This is a genomic window from Bacillus pumilus (assembly GCF_024498355.1).
In the GTDB taxonomy this organism is placed as follows: Bacteria; Bacillota; Bacilli; order Bacillales; family Bacillaceae; genus Bacillus; species Bacillus pumilus_P.
Genome location: NZ_CP101833.1, coordinates 1,286,574 through 1,304,799 on the forward strand (window position 1 = coordinate 1,286,574; position 18,226 = coordinate 1,304,799).

An 18,226-nucleotide genomic window follows, 5' to 3' on the forward strand; every position below is an offset into this window, starting at 1 on the left:
ATGTGATCCATGTGCTCCACCTCTTTTTCTTTTATCATAAAGGAAAAGAGGCGGGGGAGCGTCAGCGTTCAGTTGGAACTTAGCCACCAGCACATGATGGAGCTGCTCCTCCTTCTTAGGATGTACTTATCTTTTTTTCACAACGATTTCGTCGTGTTCAACATCGACTGTAAATCCAAAAAGGTGTTCTTCTTCAAGCAAAATCTCCGTCATTTGATCCTCGACGTGCTCTTGAATGGTTCTTCGTATTGGACGCGCACCAAATGCAGGATGATATCCGAGCTCCGCGATTTTTTCTTTCGCTTCGTTTGTGACGTGGACCGTTAAATTTTGCTCTTTTAACTGCTCTGACAGTTCATTGATCAGAAGATCAACAATTTTCACTAGATCGTCTTTGTCTAATGAGTCAAATTGAATGATGCTGTCAAAACGGTTCAAGAATTCTGGTTTGAAATAGGTGCTGAGTGAATCAATCAGTGATTGTTCCTCAATTGCTTCTTCCTGATCAGACTGAAAGCCGACTTTAACCGTTTTATCTGTGCTGCCTGCGTTACTTGTCATAATGATGACCGTGTCTTTAAAGCTGACGGTTCTGCCTTGGCTGTCTGTTAACCGGCCATCTTCCATGATTTGAAGGAACATGTGCTGGACATCAGGATGTGCTTTTTCGATTTCATCCAGCAAAATGATGCTATATGGTTTTCTGCGAACCTTTTCAGTAAGCTGGCCAGCTTCATCATGTCCAACGTAACCAGGAGGAGAACCGATGATTTTGGACACGGAGTGTTTCTCCATATACTCACTCATATCTAAACGAATGATCGCATCTTTTGAACCAAATAATTCTTCGGCTAACGTTTTAGACAATTCGGTTTTCCCCACACCTGTTGGCCCAACAAAAAGGAAGGAGCCAGTCGGTCTATGTTTCGATTTTAAGCCAGCTCTGCTTCTTTTCACGGCTTTCGCTACTTTTTCCACGGCATGTTCTTGACCGATCACTCGTGCTTTTAAGCGAACGTCAATTTCTTTCATTTTTGTTTGTTCGTCTGCTTGCAGTTTACCAACAGGGATGCCTGTTTTTTGTTCCACAATGCCCTGAATATCCTCTGCTGTGACGACATGTTCTTTGTGATCTGTTTGGTTTTGGAGTCTTGCTTCAATCGCTTCTTCTTCATCTCGAAGCTTCGCTGCTTTTTCATATTGTTCTACTTTTAAAGCAGCTTGTTTTTCAGCGGCGATTTGCGCAAGACGGTTTGTCAGTTCATCTTCACTTGCTACATCAAGAGAGAGGTTCGCTTTTGAACCAGCTTCGTCCATTAAATCAATGGCTTTATCCGGCAATTGACGGTCTTGAATATACCGTGAAGATAATTGAACGCACGCTTTAATGGCTTCATCAGAATAGGTGACACCATGATAGGCTTCATACTTATCTTGAATGCCTTTTAAGATGTCGATCGCTTCATTCTGTGTTGGCTCATCCACGATGACGGGCTGGAAGCGACGTTCAAGTGCTGCGTCTTTTTCAATTTGGCGATACTCTTTTAATGTGGTCGCACCTACTAGCTGCAGCTCGCCTCTTGCAAGGGCTGGTTTTAAGATGTTCCCAGCATCCATTGATCCTTCGGCAGACCCTGCGCCTACAAGAAGATGGATTTCATCTACAAATAAGATGATATTTTTACGACTTTGCAATTCTTTGATTAACTGCTTCATTCGTTCCTCAAATTGACCACGTACCCCTGTGTTCGCCACAAGTGAGGAAACATCTAATAAATAGATTTGTTTGTTCTTTAATTTATTTGGTACATCGCCACTCGCAATTTTTAATGCAAGTCCTTCGGCGATCGCTGTTTTACCAACACCTGGTTCACCAATCAGAACAGGGTTGTTTTTATTTCTTCTATTTAAAATCTCAATGACTCTTGCGACTTCTTCATCACGGCCAATGACTGGATCAATCAAACCAGCATTTGCGCCATCAGTTAAGTTCCGGCCAAGTTCATCGAGTAAGCCCTTTTGTTTAGGCTGCTCTCCGCTTGGGGCATGTCCTGTTGGCTCGGAGAAGAATGAACTTCCTCCGAACAATTGAGGTCCCATTTTCATTTTTGACTGCTCCATCAAAGAGGTGTAGCAGTCTTCACATAAAACCATTTGGCTGCGGGACGAATTCACTTGCATATTCAGGCGAATAGTTGCTTCATTTACTTGACAATGTTGACAACGCATTTGCCATGACCTCCTTAAATAAAGTTTGACTTTATTTGACCAATGAATGTTAAATAAAATGGTCTATTGTTTGACCATCTTTGACTATAGTATACTCTGACCTATTTTGACTTTCAACTGTTTTGCTCAAAGCCGGATGAAAAATCCTTTTTTGCATTTAATCATGGTTTGTCCTTCTTTTCAAGGAACTTGTCTCATAGGATAAAAAAGAGACAATCGAAAGTGATGGGTGCGGAGGGGTCACATGAAACGTTCAAATGAATCCGCTTTTCAGCTTGCCTTTGTATATGTAGGAACTGTAGTTGGAGCTGGGTTTGCGACAGGAAAAGAAATCGTAGAATTTTTTGTTCGTTTTGGCTGGATTGGGTTGCTGGGAATTCTGATTAGCGGCGCTATTTTTACTCTGCTTGGCGCAAAATTGATGCTTATTTCTAAACGAATTGAAGCAGAGTCTTATCAAGATATGAATCGTTTTTTATTTGGAGCAGCTGCGAGTCGATATATTAATGTCGTCATGTTTTTTATTTTACTTGGTGTCACCTCAGTGATGCTTTCTGGCGCAGGGGCTATTTTTGAGGAGCAGCTTGGTATATCGAAGGAATATGGGATTTTTATGACGATCATTCTGAGCGTCATTGTGCTTTTTAAAGGATCAAAAGGATTATTTGGTGTCAACGTACTCGTTGTTCCGATGCTTATTTTCTTTTCATTGATCGTGTTTCTTGATTCATTTGTTTTTAGCAGCAGTGAAAGTTATGTTCTTGCGCTGCAAATGGGAGAGGGCGAATGGATGTTGTCTGCCGTTTCATATGGTGCCTTTAATTTAGCGCTGTCTCAAGCTGTGTTAGTGCCGGTCGCAAATGAAATGACATCAGAAGCTGTGATTAAAAAGGGAGCGGTCTTTGGGGGCATCATGCTCACACTTATTCTGCTTGCTTGCTTTTTATCTCTTTCTTCATTAGACATGCTGGAGGCGTATGATATTCCAATGGCCCAAGTGGTGTATCAAGTAGCAAACTCTATTCATCTCATTTATTTATTCGTGATCTTCGGTGAAGTCTTTACATCCGTCATAGGCAATTTATATGGGCTGGAAAGACAAGTGAGGGCGTATATCCGAATGAAAAGCATCTATACGATATCTCTTATCCTCCTATGCTGTTATGTGATCAGTAAAATTGGATACGGTACACTGATTTCAACGGTTTACCCTATTTTCGGTTATGTCAGTATCTTTTTTATCCTCTTTCTTTGTCTGAAAAAAGTGCCTAAATCGTTTAATAGGTAAAGAAGGGATAGCCTGCATGAAAAATATGTGGTACACTATCCTCTGTGAAAATTGAACAAAAATCCGTGAAAACGGGAGAGGTTCTAGCAAAACCCTCTATAAAAAACTAAGGACTTGCCGTATCCTTGGATGTGGCACTTTTTATTTTTTATGGCTAGGACACCTCATATACATGTGAAGGTGTCTTTTCTTTTGAGAAAATAGGGGGTTTCATGAGCCTTTCAGATGCAGCTAGTACGGTTGTACTCATCTGCAAAAGGAGGAGAACAGGAATTGAAAAATGAAAAAGCAGTCGTTGTTTTTAGCGGGGGACAGGACAGTACGACATGTTTATTATGGGCACTTCAACAATTTGAAGAGGTAGAAACCGTAACCTTTCATTATAATCAGCGCCATCAAGAAGAAATTGATGTAGCCAAAAGAATCGCTGACAAGTTAGGCGTGAAGAATCATCTATTAGATATGTCTCTTTTGAATCAGCTGGCACCAAATGCTTTAACAAGAGATGACATAGACATTGTGGAAAAAGAAGGAGAGCTGCCTTCCACATTTGTTCCAGGGAGAAACTTAGTCTTCTTATCCTTTGCCTCTATTCTTGCGTATCAAATCGGAGCAAGACATATTATCACAGGTGTTTGTGAGACAGACTTTAGCGGCTACCCAGATTGCCGAGATGAGTTTGTGAAATCTTGCAACGTCACAGTGAATTTGGCGATGGAAAAACCATTTGTCATCCATACACCACTAATGTGGCTCAATAAAGCAGAAACATGGAAGCTTGCCGATGAGCTGGATGCGCTAGACTTTGTGAAAAATGAAACGCTCACTTGCTACAATGGCATCATTTCTGATGGCTGCGGGGAATGTCCCGCTTGTAAGCTTCGGAAAAACGGCTATGACACTTATATGAAAATGAAGGAGGCGAAATAAATGCTTTCTCAAATCTATCCACAAACGAATCACCCATTTTCATTTGAATTGAACAAAGATATGCATCTATCTGCAGCACATTTCATCCCAAGAGAAGATGCCGGTGCATGCAGCCGCATACATGGTCATACGTATACGATTAATATCACGATTGCAGGAGACAATCTGGATGAATCAGGTTTTCTTGTCAATTTCAGTACGCTGAAAAAGCTCATTCATGGGCAGTACGACCACACGCTGCTTAACGACCATGAAGAATTTTCATCAAACGATCCATACGCCATGCCAACCACTGAGGTTGTCGCAAAGACCGTACATGACAAAGTAGCGGCATACTTATCGACTTTAGCGAACAGACCGACATGTGTTCAGGTCTTTGTCAGGGAGACACCAACAAGCTATTGCATTTACCGGCCGAAACGAGTTGAGCTCAATGGCTAAAGCGATTCCTGTATTAGAAATCTTTGGTCCAACCATCCAAGGAGAAGGAATGGTCATTGGACAAAAAACAATGTTTGTCAGAACGGCTGGCTGTGACTACTCTTGCAGCTGGTGTGATTCATCATTTACATGGGATGGGTCAGCTAAGCAGGATATTCAGTGGCTTCAAGCAGAAGATATTGTGAAAGAGCTGAAAAGAATAGGTGGACAGGCTTTCTCTCATGTCACCATTTCAGGAGGGAATCCTGCGTTATTAAAACAAATGGAATCACTCATTGATTTGCTGCATGAAGAAGGGATCGATACAGCGCTTGAAACACAAGGAACGATGTATCAGGATTGGTTTTTAAAAATTGATGATTTAACCATTTCTCCAAAGCCGCCAAGCTCGAATATGAAAACAGATTTTACGAAACTGACACGTATTATAGATGAATTGAAAAATGGAAACAGATTGCAGCATGCAAGCCTAAAGGTCGTGATTTTTGATGATCGTGATTTAGCCTATGCGAAGGATGTTCATGCGAAATACCCAGAGCTTCCTTTTTACTTGCAGGTAGGAAATGATGACACGACGACAGCTGACGACGCTTCCTTATTGACGCATTTATTAAAGAAATATGAAGCGCTTATAGATCAAGTGGCGCAAGATCCAGAATTGAATCGAGTGAGAGTCTTGCCGCAGCTGCACACGTTATTGTGGGGAAATAAACGAGGCGTATAGAAAGGAAGAGACAAGATGACGACAAGAAAACCAGAAGAATTAGAAGGTGTCACTTTATTAGGAAACCAAGGGACCAATTATTTGTTTGAATATGCACCACAAGTGCTTGAAACGTTCCCAAATAAACATCCAAATAGAGACTATTTCGTAAAATTCAATTGCCCGGAGTTTACATCACTTTGTCCGCAAACAGGGCAGCCGGATTTTGCGACGATTTATATCAGCTATATTCCAAATGAAATCATGGTTGAGAGTAAATCGCTAAAATTATATTTGTTCAGCTTCCGTAACCATGGTGACTTCCATGAGGATTGTATGAATATCATCATGAACGATCTGATTGAATTGATGGACCCAAGGTATATTGAAGTATGGGGCAAATTCACACCAAGAGGCGGTATTTCGATTGACCCGTATACAAACTACGGAAAACCTGGAACTAAGTATGAAGAAATGGCATCGTATCGTATGATGAATCATGATATGTATCCAGAAACGATTGATAATCGCTAATAAATAGGAAAAGACATGCCGGATGACATGTCTTTTTTTATGGAATCTAGGCGGAAATATAAGGCTGAAACCATAAAAAAAGAGAAGAGTCATGTCACTCTTCTCATACCAATAGGAATAGAACTTGCTAGGACGGCTGGGGGCTACCAGCTCGTAAAATCATTATACATGACAGAACGTATGTTTGTAAAGGCGAATCGTGCTTTTTTGCTTATCGCGTTTGCTTTGAGATAAAATAGGGGCAATGAGTGGAAAACGGAGGCGTTTGTGTTGGAAAACAAAGAAGAGCAAACAGAGAAGCTGCTGATGGAGCTAAGAGAAGAGCTTCAGATGCTTGAACATCAAAACAAAGAACGATATAAATGGAGTGCTTCCACATTGCTTGGGGTGATTGCACTTTTAATTGATAAAGGCGTTATGACACCTGAGGAAGTAGAGATGTACAAAACCAAGGCAGAAATGCAAACCTTTCATACGCAAAAAGACTGACCTCCCTTCAAAAGGTGTCAGTCTTTTTCATATGTGATTGTCAAAAGAGAGCAAAGCTGTCTGACAGCTTTGCTTCGTATATATTTATGTAATGATAGTCTGAATTGAGGATTGCAAATTAATGTACGGAGTCTTTGATGATTTTATAGTTTTTATGATTAACGACTGTTAGTGAATCCAGTTCTAAATCTCTATAGTTGTCCATGATGGTGACATCCACAATGACAGAGTTTTCATTCACTTTTTCAACTACACCTGTTAAACCATTTCTAAATTCGATCACATTTCCAATTTTTGCAATCTTCAACCGATCCCTCTCCTTTAAAAACAGATTTCATTCCCTATTAAAAAGTATTTTGCAATATTTTCATACCAATGTAAAGGATAAAGACGTTTTTGTTTCGTTTTCGTTGTACGCTTTTCAAACGAATGGTATATTTAATATTTGATCATGGCAGAAAAGGAGCGGTTTTTTTGACTGAAGAACAAATCCTCACAATACTTGAATCATTACGGAATGGGACGGAGAAGCAAGTGACCATTCAAAAAGATGATTTTTTAACTTTTCGTTCTATTTTGGTAAAGCAAGATGATTTTAAATATTTTCGCGGAATGGCCAAACATCGTGGAGATGTTATTTTTGAATATCTTAAAGAAGCAAGAAGCTAAAGCTTTTTCTCACTAATGAGAGAAAGCTTTTTTATTTTGGCTCTTTTGTCATACTTCAAATCAGCCTGATACATATGAAAAGAAAATGTAATAACCCATAATCAGGAGCATAAGGATGATTATAGGCTAAAAAGGGGCTTTTTTAAGCGCTAACATTTCCAGTTCATGCGCATTTCAACTAGGACATGCCATTTAATGACGGAATTTGGACAGGCATGCAAATCTTTGTGCGTGAAAATAGAAGAAGCTCTTGTTAGAGTGGACAAGTATCTTACGGCCTACTTTGATTAAAGGAGGAATGAGGCGAATGATTAAAATTCATACAGCTCTTTTTGCCATCCTTATGCTGGTAGCAGCAATGAAGATGGACAATATACAAGAGCAGCAAGGCACATTAAGTCACGAACTTTCACAAGCACCTGTTAAGCATCAGCTTTCATATATAGATCAAGATGATCATCATAAGGTAATCCCAGCATTTTCAGAGGGGAAGCGTCAGCCGAAAGTCAAAATGCTAAGCACGTCAACAGAAGAAAAGGCTTCAAAACCGAAGCAAAAAAAACAAGTGAAGTCTGAAACGACGAAAGAGGCAAACTCCAAAAAACAAACGCGTTATTCTAATGAAGAAATGGACTTGCTTTCTCGATTGGTACATGCTGAAGCGAAAGGTGAATCTTACGCAGGGAAAAAAGCTGTAGCAAGCGTCGTCTTAAACAGGGTAGAGCATGGCTCTTTTCCTGACAGCGTCAGAGCGGTTATTTATCAGCGAAATGCCTTCCAGCCAGTATCGAATGGAAGCATCAATGATAAGGCAGATCAAGATTCCGTTAAGGCTGTGAAGCAGGTTGTGAAAGAACATGACAGAACGACAAAGGCCATTTATTTTTATAATCCAAAAACGGCGACAGATAACTGGATTCGTTCCCGTAAAATTGTAGAACGAATCGGCCGTCACGTATTTGCCGTCTAAAGAAAAGCAGCGATCAACAGGTCGCTTTTTTTTTGTCTTCAATTTTAAAAATATTTTCAGGACTTGTCTCATAGAATGTGAAAAGAATTTGCTTTTAGACAAGGGGAGGCTACATGAATCGATTTGTAAAAGGGGTCATTCTGCTATCTGTCGCAGCTTTCATTGCGGAGTGTATAGAGTTCTTAGTCAATATGATTTTAGCGAGAGAGCTTGGAGAACATGGGATGGGTCTCTACATGAGTATCCTTCCAATCATCATGCTTGTACTTGTGATCGCTAGCCTAGAGCTTCCAGTCTCCATTTCTAAATTCATTGCAGAGTCGCATGAGCGGCTTCACAAAAGTATGCTCCGCCATGCCTTTAAAATGACGCTTGTGGTGACATGTACAACCACGGGAGCAGCAGCGATTGTACTGCCTTTCATTCCTGTGTTTCAGTCGTATCATCCGCTCATGAAAGGCTTAGTGCTGTCTCTTATTCCGATTATTGCGTTTACCTCTATTGCACGCGGTTATTTTATGGGAAAGCAGCAAATGGGCAGAATCGCCCTAGCAAATATGCTGAAAAAAACGATCCAGCTCATCTGCTTGTTTTTATTTTTCCATTGGTATTCCTTTGATATTGAAACAGCGGTGCTCATCGCCATTGGGGTCATTGTTGCGAGTGATCTTGTCGTCTTTATTTATTTATACTCCCAATACGTCATGGCGAAAAATGCTGTGAATGTGAGGTCTGTTGAACTAAGAGGGAGTGACGTGAGAAAGCGCCTGTTGGCTGTTTCGATTCCGACAACTGGGATGCGCATCTTTCATGCCATCGCCAATGCCGTTGAACCTTTTTTAATCAAAGGAGCCCTCGTTGCAGCAGGTATCTCTGGAACACTGGCTGTTGATCATTATGGAATGCTTGCTGGTGTAGCCATGTCGATCGGTTTCTTCCCAGCGTTTATCGCCCATTCGATCATGATTGTGATGATTCCGAATGTATCTGAAGCCTATGCTTTAGGGCAGTATGATCTCGTGAAAAAACGTGTCAGGCAAGCGATTCTCATTACGTTTGGGTATGGGGTGCCGGCAGTGATGGTGATGTATTATTTCGCTTATCCGCTCACGCAGCTCTTTTTTGATTCACCACAAGCTGCCGTCTATCTGCAGCTGCTCTGGCCGTACTTTTTATGCCACCTGTTTGTGATGCCATTTCAAGCGTGTTTAATCGGTATGGGGCTGATTAAAGACGTGTTCCTACATAATATATGGGTGCATGTCGTCTCATTTTCTATGGTATATTTCCTCGGGTCAATTGAAAGCCTGAACATGATGGGCGTTATATTAGGAATGAACACGGGTATGCTGCTGCTGACTGCGCTGCATTATGCCACCATTTGTAAGGAGCTTGGCGTTTCGATGTTTCTTAGAATGAAAAAAGCTTGAATGTCATCTTTATCGAGAGGGCAAGCTATAAGAAAACTGGGAAGGAAGATCTTGATGAAACGTAAATATCTACCCGCCAGTCTTCTGATGATGACCCTTCTTCTATTTCTGATGAATACAGAGACAGAAGCGAAAGAACCTGTTATGGCGCCGAGGATAGAGGTTCCTACATTAACTGGTGAAACGCAAATCGTTCCGCCGAAAGGAAAACGAACAATCCTGCATTTTTGGACAACATGGTGCCCTTCCTGCAAAATAGAGCTGCCAGCCTTTGAACAGATCGTGAAAGAAAATCAAAGTGATGTCGACATTCTGACCGTTAATTTACTAGGTGCTGAACAAAGTAAAAACGCTGTCGCCCAATTTGTGAAAGACAGAAAGTTTACATTCCCGATCGTTCTTGATGAGCACGGAGAAATGATGAAGAAATATCAAATCATCACGATCCCGACCACCTTTTTTATTAATGAAAAAGGAGAAGTGGTGAAAAACCATGTAGGTCCACTGACGAAAAAACAAATCAAAGAGTGGACGAATTCGTAAAACAAATGTTTTCTGTGAAGAACCAATGGTCATTCCGTTGGTTCTTTTTTAGTGTTCAATTGCTTTTCATCTGAATAAACTGTGCTCAGAAGAGGATGGAATGACCTGCATCAATAATGATAATTATTATCAAAAAGAAATTATAATAATTATTAATTGAAAATTGATCAGAACCTGTTATAATGAGTTACAGACCTATAAAAAGCTTGAAATAGCAGAAATTATAGATGAAAAACGGAACGGGCAACGATTGGTGATGTGAAAACCATTATCAATTAGAGAGGAGAAAACAATCATGAATGAGAATACAGCACTTTATCAAACGACAAAACAAAAGGAATCGAAATGGTCCTTTTACAAATGGACACAGCACGGAGAATTAATGGCAGCAGGGATCTCGGGAATTCTCATCTTGATTGGGTGGGTTCTAAAGGATGAAAGCATGTGGAGTATCCCTCTTTTCATCCTTGCTTTTGTTATTGGAGGTTTTGCAAAGGCGAAAGAAGGGATCGAAGAAACCATTTCGTCTAATACACTGAATGTAGAACTTTTAATGATTTTCGCAGCGATAGGCTCAGCTATTATTGGATATTGGGCAGAGGGTGCCATCTTAATTTTTATTTTTTCATTGAGCGGTGCGCTTGAAACGTATACGTCAAATAAAAGCAAGAAAGATTTAACAGCTTTAATGAGTATCGCACCAGATGAAGCGACTTTAATTGAAGACGATGGCACAACCATTCAAATCGCTGCTTCATCATTAACACCGGGCGACCGTATTATGATCAAAGCTGGCGAGCGTATTGCAGCAGATGGTGTGATCCTGAGCGGGAGAACAAGTGTGGACGAATCTGCACTCACTGGTGAATCGGTTCCTCAGGAAAAAGGGCAAGGGGAGGACGTGTTTGCAGGAACTGTGAACTTAAATGGTTCTTTAACAGTAGAAGTAACGAAATATAATGAAGAGACGCTTTTTCATAAAATTATTAAGCTTGTTGAATCCGCTCAAGAAAGTGTTTCGCCAAGCCAAGCATTCATTGAAAAATTTGAAGGTGCATATGTAAAAGGTGTGTTAATCACCGTCGCTATTTTAATGTTCCTGCCTCATTTTGTACTCGGCTGGAGCATGAGTGAAACCTTTTACCGGGCAATGGTGTTTATGGTGGTTGCTTCACCTTGTGCGCTTGTTGCATCCATTATGCCAGCCGCTCTTTCACTTATCTCAAACGGCGCAAGAAACGGGATGCTTGTAAAAGGAAGCGTCTTTTTAGAAAAATTAGGCACAAGCACCATGATCGCTTTTGATAAAACGGGGACGATTACAAGCGGGAAGCCAGCTGTAGAAAAGGTTGTGCTGGCTGAAGGACAAGAGAAAGCTGCTTTTTATCAGGCGCTTTATCAAATTGAAAGTCAATCAAACCACCCATTAGCGAAAGCGATCTCTGATATGGCAAAAGAGCACCAAGTAGAAAGATCAGCACACGTCACCATTGAAGAAACCTCGGGCTTTGGTGTAAAAGCACAATGGAATGGAGCAACGTGGCGCATAGGGAAGAAAGATTTTGCCGGCAAGGCTCCTATGGACCGAGAGATTGAAGAGACGGGTGATCTTCTTTCTGAAAAAGGATATACAGTGGTGTATGTTCAAAAGGATGAAGAAGTCGTTGGCTGCCTTGGCCTTAAGGATCAAATTAGACCTGAAGCTAAAAAAATGATTCAAGAGCTGAATGATTTAGGCATTCAAACGGTCATGCTCACAGGAGATCAACAAAAAACGGCTGAAGCCATTGCGCAGGAAGCTGGCATCCAAACAGTTGTCGCTGAGTGTCTTCCAGATGAAAAGGTACATGAGGTCAATCAACTTAAAAAACAAGGTAACTCGATCATCATGGTAGGAGACGGAATAAATGATGCACCGGCACTCGCCACAGCAGATGTTGGCGTTGCGATGGGCGGGGGCACTGACGTTGCCTTAGAAACAGCGGATCTCATTTTAATGAAGAACAATTTAAATAACCTAACAAAGATGATCCGCCTTTCAAGAAAGATGAATAGAATCATTAAGCAAAACATCATTTTCTCATTAACGGTGATTTGTCTGTTAATTTGTGCGAATTTCTTACAAGTGCTTGATTTGCCTTTTGGCGTCATCGGGCATGAAGGAAGTACGATTTTGGTCATTTTAAATGGACTGCGACTGCTTCGTGCATCTTAAGCAAATGATCATAGCGCACTTGGCTTCATGCCAGTGCGCTTTTGTGCGAAATACAGCAAAAACTGATACAATAGATCAGTAGTAAAACGTGTGAGGAGGATCACGATGAACCGAATGAAGAGCTTGTCTTCTTGGCTAAAGAAAAAAGATATTCAAGGTGCATTTATACATACAAAGGAAAATGTGTTTTATCTATCTGGATACTTCACAGAGCCGCACGAAAGAGTGATGGGGCTGTTTGTGTTTCAAGAGGCAGATCCATTTTTTATTTTGCCTAAGATGGAAGTGGAGCAGGCGAAGAATGCTGGATGGTCAGGCGATATCATTGGTTATGAAGACCATGAGAACCCATTTGATTTCATTCAGTCAGCAGTAGAAAAACGAGGTGTACGAGCGGCTCGACTTGCGATTGAAAAAGAGTCGATTCCGCTTCAAAGAGCAGAGCAGCTCCAAGCTGCCACTGGGGCGGAAACTTTCGTCAGGGCAGAAGAAGAGCTCAATCAGTTAAGACTGATTAAAGATGAATCTGAAATTGCTACACTGAAAAAAGCCGCTCAATTGGCAGATGAAGGGGTAAAAATTGGGGTGAACGCCTTAAAAGAAGGAATCACCGAAACTGAAGTGCTCGCTGTCATTGAATATGAGTTAAAGAAAAAAGGCATTCAAGGCATGTCCTTTTCGACGATGGTTCTCTTTGGCGAAAAATCAGGCGAGCCCCACGGAAATCCAGGGCAGGCAGCCTTAAAAAAAGGCGATTTTGTGTTATTTGACCTTGGTGTGATTGTCGATGGGTATTGTTCAGACATTACAAGAACATTCATCTATCAAGAAGCTTCTGACAAGCAAAAAGACATCTACCAAACCGTCTTGAACGCAGAAATGGCAGCAATTGAAATGAGCCAGCCAGGCGTGAGAATTGGAGACTTGGACTTAAAAGCACGAGGGCTGATCACAGAAGCGGGATATGGGGAGTACTTCCCGCACCGTCTTGGGCATGGTCTCGGGGTGTCTGTTCATGAGTTTCCTTCTATGAGCCAGGCAAATGACGACCTTCTCCAAGAAGGCATGGTCTATACGATCGAGCCAGGTATTTATGTCCCAGGAGTCGGCGGCGTGAGAATTGAAGATGATGTACTGATCACAGCAGATGGTCCAGTCACCTTAACCAATTATCCAAAAGAGCTGACGATCATCAAGTAATGAAAAAAATCACGATGAACGTCCATGCGTTGGAAGTATCATCGTGATTTTTTGTCACTCTTTTCGATCCTTGTCAACAAAAAAATCATCAATTGATTGAAACGGTTTGATTTTATGTTCTTTTCCTAAAGGATGTAGTGCAAAGCGAGCAGAAAACAAAACAGCCATACATAATATAATCCATATGATAATACCCATCTTGAATTCCCCTTTCCATCCAGTGATTTGTTCAGCTCACATACATCTTAAAGTATGAAACGCTTACCATATCAAGAGAAAGTAGGAGAAAAAATGTCAAATATAAGGGAGATTGCGAAAAAAGCGGGCGTATCTGTGACAACCGTATCACGTGTGATGAATGATCATCCTTATGTCAAAGAAGAAAAACGAGAGCGTGTGCTGCATGCGATGAAAGAGCTCAAGTATACGAGAAACATTCAGGCTGTGCATTTAGCAAAGGGCTACTCTAATATGTTCGGAATCGTTCTTCCAACGATTGATCACTCCTATTTCAGCGGACTTGTCACAGGCATTGCCGAGAAAGCACAGGCACGCGGCCTGCACTTTGCCTTGTTTCAAACGGGGTATGATCCAATAAAGGAAAAAGAAGCTTTGATGAGCTTAAAGGAGCGGCGTGTGGACGGTTTAATCTTTTGCTCAAATGCGCTAAGTGATCGAGACATCTTAAAGTGGCAGGAATCCGGCCCCATTATTTTTTGTCATCCTACACCACATGATGACTGTTCAGCGGTGTCGATTGCACATGATCAAGCATTGAAAGAAGGGCTTCATCATTTAGCGGCATGCGGGCACGAGCGAATTGCGATCGTTCTTGCCAGAACAGAAGGAGCGAATAGCCAAACGCGCCTTCAAGCTTATCAAGATATGATGCAATCGCTTGGGCAGGACATTGATGAGGAATGGATCATTGAAGGGAAGTTAACACTTTTTGATGGGAAGCAATTATTTACAGAATGGCAGGGGATGAAAAATCGTCCCACAGCATTACTGATCACAAATGACGACGTGTCAGCAGGCTTTTTATTAGAAGCGCAGCGTCACCATATAAAAGTAGGGGAATCACCCGCCATACTCGGCTTTCAAAACGAACAATTGAGTGAGGCTTTAGGGATTTCCAGCATTGAAATTCCACTCAAACAAATGGGGCAGGAAGCATTTGACTTGTACGACCGGGCGTTAAAGGGAGAAGCACCAGAAAAACGAGTGCTGTCATTTCGCCTCATAGAGCGAACAACCACCGTTTTGAAAAACAATCGTTGACGCACGTTTCATCTGTTTTGTACGATAAGAGGGATTGAATAAGAAGGAGGTGGGGATGTTCATGGAATCCTTCACCGTTGATAAAGCGTTAAATAATAATGTCATCATCGCAAGACACCCTTCTTTGGGCGAAGTGGTTCTGATTGGAAAAGGGATCGGCTTCGGAAAAAAATCGGGTGATGTTCTCGATCAAGCGGCATTTGAAAAGATGTTTGTGTTAAAAAACACGAAGGAACAAACAGAATATAAACAGCTGCTTCATCACATTGATGAGAACATGATCGAGCTTGCCAATGACGTCATTTATCATATACGAGAAAAAATGGGACATCGCTTGAATGAGCATATTCATATTGCACTGACCGATCATATAGCCTTTAGTTTTAAGCGGGTGCAGCAAGGTTATGATATTACCAATCCTTTTATGCTTGAGACACAATCGCTGTACCCGAAAGAATACGAGGTCGCAAAGGAAGTCGTTGAACTGATTAACGAGCGGCCAGATATTGAAACAAAGCTGCCAGAAGGAGAGATTGGTTTTATTGCGCTCCATATTCATTCGGCTTTAACGAACCGGCCCTTATCTGAGGTGAACCGTCATTCGCAGCTCATCACGCAGATGGTCCAAGTCATAGAAGATTCCTTTCATATGAAAGTAGACAGAGAAAGTATTCATTATTTACGCTTATTGCGCCATATTACGTTTTCGATTGAGCGTATTAAACGGGAAGAATCATTAGAGGAACCAGAAAAGTTGCTTCATCTATTGAAAAATGAATATCCTTTATGCTACAATACTGCTTGGAAAATGATCAAAATTTTGCAGCATGCATTGAAAAAGCCTGTACATGATGCAGAAGCTGTCTACCTGACGCTTCACCTGTACAGATTGACTAATAAAATTTCATAGTTTCCTTGAAACGTGTAACTGATTCGATCAGGCATGAGTGACTTAAGGTAAATACAGGATAAGATCCTGTTATTTGCGCAACCTTATATCACCATGCCTTTTTTTGTGTTTGAAAGTGAAATGTAAACGGTTAATTATGAAATGTACGTCAGGGAGCAACCCAAATGTATGTTGTAAGCGAAAACAAAAGGAGGTTCAACCAGTGTTTAAATCACTTTTTGGTGTGTTGCAAAAAATTGGACGAGCACTTATGCTTCCAGTTGCGATCCTTCCTGCTGCTGGTATTTTACTAGCACTTGGAAATGCGATGCAAAATCCGCAGCTGATTGATGTAGCTCAATTTTTAAGCAATGATACAATTCAGCTTGTTGCAAGTGTCATGGAAAATGCAGGGAACATCGTCTTCTCTAATCTTCCGCTCTTATTTGCTGTAGGGGTTGCGATCGGTCTTGCCAATGGAGACGGAGTGGCAGGAATTGCCGCGATCATCGGTTATCTTGTCATGAACGTTACGATGAGTGCCGTCTTAATGGCTAACGGATCGATTCCGTCAGATTCTATCAAATTGGCCCAGTTCTTTAAGGAAAGCCATCCAGCGTATATTAATATGCTCGGCATTCCGACCTTGTCTACCGGCGTTTTTGGCGGGATCATTGTCGGGGTATTAGCAGCTTATATGTATAATAAATTTTACAAAATTGAGCTCCCGCAATATCTCGGTTTCTTTGCTGGTAAACGATTTGTTCCAATCGTCACATCCATTTCAGCACTTATTTTAGGGCTTTTGATGCTAGTCATTTGGCCGCCAATCCAAGGTGCACTGAACTCGTTTTCAACAGGACTGCTTGCAGCGAATGAGCCGCTTGCTGCCTTTGTATTCGGTGTGATTGAACGCTCACTTATCCCGTTTGGTCTGCACCACATTTTCTACTCGCCATTCTGGTATGAGTTCTTTAGCTATAAGAGCTTATCAGGAGAGCTTGTCCGTGGTGACCAGCGTATCTTCATGGCACAAATCAAAGATGGTGTTCAGCTGACAGCCGGAACATTCATGACAGGGAAATATCCGTTCATGATGTTTGGACTTCCAGCAGCAGCACTTGCGATTTACCATGAAGCAAAACCTAAGAATAAAAAGCTTGTAGCTGGAATTATGGGTTCAGCAGCACTGACTTCTTTCTTAACAGGGATTACAGAACCGCTTGAATTCTCATTCTTGTTCGTTGCACCATTATTATTTGCAATCCACTGTGTATTTGCTGGATTATCCTTTATGATAATGGATATTCTAAACGTGAAAATCGGTATGACCTTCTCAGGAGGGTTAATCGACTTCTTCTTATTCGGTATTTTGCCAAACAGAACGGCTTGGTGGCTTGTGATTCCAGTAGGTCTCGTGCTTGCTGTCATTTATTACTTCGGATTTAGATTCGCAATTCGTAAATTTAATCTGAAAACGCCAGGCCGCGAGGATGAAGCAGCAGATGGTGCAAGCGGGGCTAAGGCTGGAAAAGCCGATGACTTGCCGTATGAAATCCTTGAAGCAATGGGTGACCAAGAAAACATTAAACACCTAGATGCTTGTATTACGCGTTTGCGTGTCACAGTAAATGATCAGAAGAAAGTGGACAAAGACCGCTTGAAAAAGCTTGGCGCTTCAGGTGTCCTCGAAGTAGGGAACAACATCCAGGCAATCTTTGGACCGCGCTCTGATAATTTAAAAACACAAATGCAAGACATCATTGCAGGCCGCACGCCGCGTCCAGCTAAAGACCCTTCTGCAAAAGAAGAAGTCAGCCAGCAGGTCGAAGAAGTCATTGCAAAACCGCTTCAAAACGAGCAAGGGGAAGAAATCTTTGCTTCACCAATTACAGGGGAGCTTCATCCGATTACAGATGTACCAGATCAAGTATTCTCAGGGAAAATGATGGGTGACGGTTTCGCCATCTTGCCAAAAGATGGAACGGTGGTTTCACCGGTGAAAGGGAGAATTCTAAATGTTTTCCCAACGAAACACGCAATCGGCCTGCAATCTGATGGTGGACTTGAAATTTTGATCCACTTCGGTATTGATACGGTCAGCCTCAAAGGAGAAGGATTTGAAGCATTTGTACAAGAGGGAGATCAAGTAGAAATCGGTCAAAAACTCTTAGAGGTTGATATTGATAAAATTAAGTCAGAAGTACCATCTTTGATGACACCAATTGTATTTACAAACTTAGGTGAAGGACAATTTATTGACCTTCAAGAATCCGGCGAGATCAAAGCTGGTCAAGAAAACATCATGAAAATTTCAAAATAATTTTCATAACTGCCGTTCTTGTTAGATGACAAGCTCGGCAGTATGATATAATATTGTGGATGTATTAATTGTATAAAAAGGAGATTGATAAA

At 41.4% G+C, this 18,226-nt stretch carries 18 protein-coding genes and 1 riboswitch; of the genes, 15 read left to right on the forward strand and 3 right to left on the reverse strand.

Features of this window, described 5'->3' with window-relative positions; genetic code table 11:
* Window positions 1-126 precede the first annotated feature (126 nt).
* A complete protein-coding gene (locus NPA43_RS06415) occupies window positions 127-2,229 on the reverse strand; it encodes an ATP-dependent Clp protease ATP-binding subunit (RefSeq protein ID WP_256499505.1) in 2,103 nt (700 codons plus the stop codon).
* A gap of 244 nt (window positions 2,230-2,473) precedes the next feature.
* On the opposite strand from NPA43_RS06415, the gene NPA43_RS06420 reads away from it, so the two are divergent.
* The 6 genes from NPA43_RS06420 to NPA43_RS06445 all read left to right on the forward strand — a co-directional run bounded on the left by NPA43_RS06420 (window position 2,474) and on the right by NPA43_RS06445 (window position 6,614).
* Complete coding sequence (locus NPA43_RS06420; RefSeq protein WP_230031152.1) at window positions 2,474-3,517, forward strand: YkvI family membrane protein; 1,044 nt, start codon at window positions 2,474-2,476, stop codon at window positions 3,515-3,517.
* A 71-nt stretch (window positions 3,518-3,588) separates the two neighbouring features.
* Window positions 3,589-3,633: riboswitch (PreQ1 riboswitch) on the forward strand.
* 157 nt (window positions 3,634-3,790) lie between these two features.
* Complete coding sequence (gene queC, locus NPA43_RS06425) at window positions 3,791-4,447, forward strand: 7-cyano-7-deazaguanine synthase QueC (RefSeq protein WP_230031153.1); 657 nt, start codon at window positions 3,791-3,793, stop codon at window positions 4,445-4,447.
* Window positions 4,448-4,888, forward strand: coding sequence for a 6-carboxytetrahydropterin synthase QueD (queD, locus tag NPA43_RS06430; RefSeq protein WP_099728692.1), 441 nt, complete (start codon window positions 4,448-4,450; stop codon window positions 4,886-4,888).
* Window positions 4,881-5,612: a 7-carboxy-7-deazaguanine synthase QueE gene (gene queE / locus NPA43_RS06435; protein WP_256499506.1), complete on the forward strand. Its 732-nt coding sequence runs from the start codon at window positions 4,881-4,883 to the stop codon at window positions 5,610-5,612. The genes queD and queE overlap by 8 nt, the downstream gene beginning before the upstream one ends.
* Before the next feature lie 15 nt (window positions 5,613-5,627).
* Window positions 5,628-6,125 (forward strand): preQ(1) synthase, encoded by a 498-nt coding sequence (gene queF, locus NPA43_RS06440; RefSeq protein WP_034324938.1) that lies wholly within the window; start codon window positions 5,628-5,630, stop codon window positions 6,123-6,125.
* Between the two features lie 270 nt (window positions 6,126-6,395).
* Complete coding sequence (locus tag NPA43_RS06445) at window positions 6,396-6,614, forward strand: hypothetical protein (RefSeq protein WP_268254823.1); 219 nt, start codon at window positions 6,396-6,398, stop codon at window positions 6,612-6,614.
* A gap of 118 nt (window positions 6,615-6,732) precedes the next feature.
* On the opposite strand, the gene NPA43_RS06450 is transcribed toward NPA43_RS06445, so the two are convergent.
* Entirely contained in the window at window positions 6,733-6,921 is a 189-nt protein-coding gene (locus NPA43_RS06450; protein ID WP_003211747.1) for a YkvS family protein, read from the reverse strand.
* A 167-nt stretch (window positions 6,922-7,088) separates the two neighbouring features.
* Between NPA43_RS06450 and NPA43_RS06455 the strand changes: the two genes are divergently transcribed.
* The 6 genes from NPA43_RS06455 to NPA43_RS06480 all read left to right on the forward strand — a co-directional run bounded on the left by NPA43_RS06455 (window position 7,089) and on the right by NPA43_RS06480 (window position 13,641).
* Complete coding sequence (locus NPA43_RS06455) at window positions 7,089-7,283, forward strand: hypothetical protein (RefSeq protein WP_099728689.1); 195 nt, start codon at window positions 7,089-7,091, stop codon at window positions 7,281-7,283.
* Window positions 7,284-7,590: 307 nt separating this feature from the next.
* Entirely contained in the window at window positions 7,591-8,253 is a 663-nt protein-coding gene (locus tag NPA43_RS06460; protein WP_099728688.1) for a cell wall hydrolase, read from the forward strand.
* Between the two features lie 113 nt (window positions 8,254-8,366).
* Window positions 8,367-9,683 carry a polysaccharide biosynthesis protein gene (locus NPA43_RS06465; RefSeq protein WP_099728687.1) on the forward strand — a complete coding sequence of 439 codons (1,317 nt, stop codon included), beginning with the start codon at window positions 8,367-8,369 and terminating at the stop codon, window positions 9,681-9,683.
* 54 nt (window positions 9,684-9,737) lie between these two features.
* Entirely contained in the window at window positions 9,738-10,226 is a 489-nt protein-coding gene (gene stoA / locus NPA43_RS06470) for an endospore biogenesis thiol-disulfide oxidoreductase StoA (RefSeq protein WP_099728686.1), read from the forward strand.
* Window positions 10,227-10,521: 295 nt separating this feature from the next.
* Window positions 10,522-12,441 carry a heavy metal translocating P-type ATPase gene (locus tag NPA43_RS06475; protein WP_256499507.1) on the forward strand — a complete coding sequence of 640 codons (1,920 nt, stop codon included), beginning with the start codon at window positions 10,522-10,524 and terminating at the stop codon, window positions 12,439-12,441.
* Between the two features lie 105 nt (window positions 12,442-12,546).
* Window positions 12,547-13,641, forward strand: a complete 1,095-nt coding sequence (locus NPA43_RS06480) for a M24 family metallopeptidase (RefSeq protein WP_256499508.1) — start codon at window positions 12,547-12,549, stop codon at window positions 13,639-13,641.
* A 54-nt stretch (window positions 13,642-13,695) separates the two neighbouring features.
* Here the strand turns inward: NPA43_RS06480 and NPA43_RS06485 are convergent, their stop codons facing one another.
* Window positions 13,696-13,839, reverse strand: a complete 144-nt coding sequence (locus NPA43_RS06485; protein ID WP_180275569.1) for a hypothetical protein — start codon at window positions 13,837-13,839, stop codon at window positions 13,696-13,698.
* A 93-nt stretch (window positions 13,840-13,932) separates the two neighbouring features.
* On the opposite strand from NPA43_RS06485, the gene NPA43_RS06490 reads away from it, so the two are divergent.
* From NPA43_RS06490 to ptsG, 3 genes are all read left to right on the forward strand, one after another.
* Window positions 13,933-14,922 (forward strand): LacI family DNA-binding transcriptional regulator, encoded by a 990-nt coding sequence (locus NPA43_RS06490; protein ID WP_230031160.1) that lies wholly within the window; start codon window positions 13,933-13,935, stop codon window positions 14,920-14,922.
* Between the two features lie 55 nt (window positions 14,923-14,977).
* Window positions 14,978-15,832 (forward strand): glucose PTS transporter transcription antiterminator GlcT, encoded by an 855-nt coding sequence (gene glcT / locus NPA43_RS06495; RefSeq protein ID WP_099728682.1) that lies wholly within the window; start codon window positions 14,978-14,980, stop codon window positions 15,830-15,832.
* A 202-nt stretch (window positions 15,833-16,034) separates the two neighbouring features.
* Entirely contained in the window at window positions 16,035-18,134 is a 2,100-nt protein-coding gene (gene ptsG, locus NPA43_RS06500; protein ID WP_099728681.1) for a glucose-specific PTS transporter subunit IIBC, read from the forward strand.
* The last annotated feature ends 92 nt before the right edge of the window (window positions 18,135-18,226 follow it).

Excerpts from the sequence above, each read along its gene's own strand:
- NPA43_RS06415 (WP_256499505.1), bottom strand. The coding sequence starts at position 2,229 with ATGCGTTGTCAACATTGTCAAGTAAATGAAGCAACTATTCGCCTGAAT.
- NPA43_RS06420 (WP_230031152.1), top strand. The coding sequence starts at position 2,474 with ATGAAACGTTCAAATGAATCCGCTTTTCAGCTTGCCTTTGTATATGTA.
- queD (WP_099728692.1), top strand. The coding sequence starts at position 4,448 with ATGCTTTCTCAAATCTATCCACAAACGAATCACCCATTTTCATTTGAA.
- queE (WP_256499506.1), top strand. The coding sequence starts at position 4,881 with ATGGCTAAAGCGATTCCTGTATTAGAAATCTTTGGTCCAACCATCCAA.
- queF (WP_034324938.1), top strand. The coding sequence starts at position 5,628 with ATGACGACAAGAAAACCAGAAGAATTAGAAGGTGTCACTTTATTAGGA.
- NPA43_RS06460 (WP_099728688.1), top strand. The coding sequence starts at position 7,591 with ATGATTAAAATTCATACAGCTCTTTTTGCCATCCTTATGCTGGTAGCA.
- NPA43_RS06465 (WP_099728687.1), top strand. The coding sequence starts at position 8,367 with ATGAATCGATTTGTAAAAGGGGTCATTCTGCTATCTGTCGCAGCTTTC.
- stoA (WP_099728686.1), top strand. The coding sequence starts at position 9,738 with ATGAAACGTAAATATCTACCCGCCAGTCTTCTGATGATGACCCTTCTT.
- NPA43_RS06475 (WP_256499507.1), top strand. The coding sequence starts at position 10,522 with ATGAATGAGAATACAGCACTTTATCAAACGACAAAACAAAAGGAATCG.
- NPA43_RS06480 (WP_256499508.1), top strand. The coding sequence starts at position 12,547 with ATGAACCGAATGAAGAGCTTGTCTTCTTGGCTAAAGAAAAAAGATATT.
- NPA43_RS06485 (WP_180275569.1), bottom strand. The coding sequence starts at position 13,839 with ATGGGTATTATCATATGGATTATATTATGTATGGCTGTTTTGTTTTCT.
- NPA43_RS06490 (WP_230031160.1), top strand. The coding sequence starts at position 13,933 with ATGTCAAATATAAGGGAGATTGCGAAAAAAGCGGGCGTATCTGTGACA.
- glcT (WP_099728682.1), top strand. The coding sequence starts at position 14,978 with ATGTTCATGGAATCCTTCACCGTTGATAAAGCGTTAAATAATAATGTC.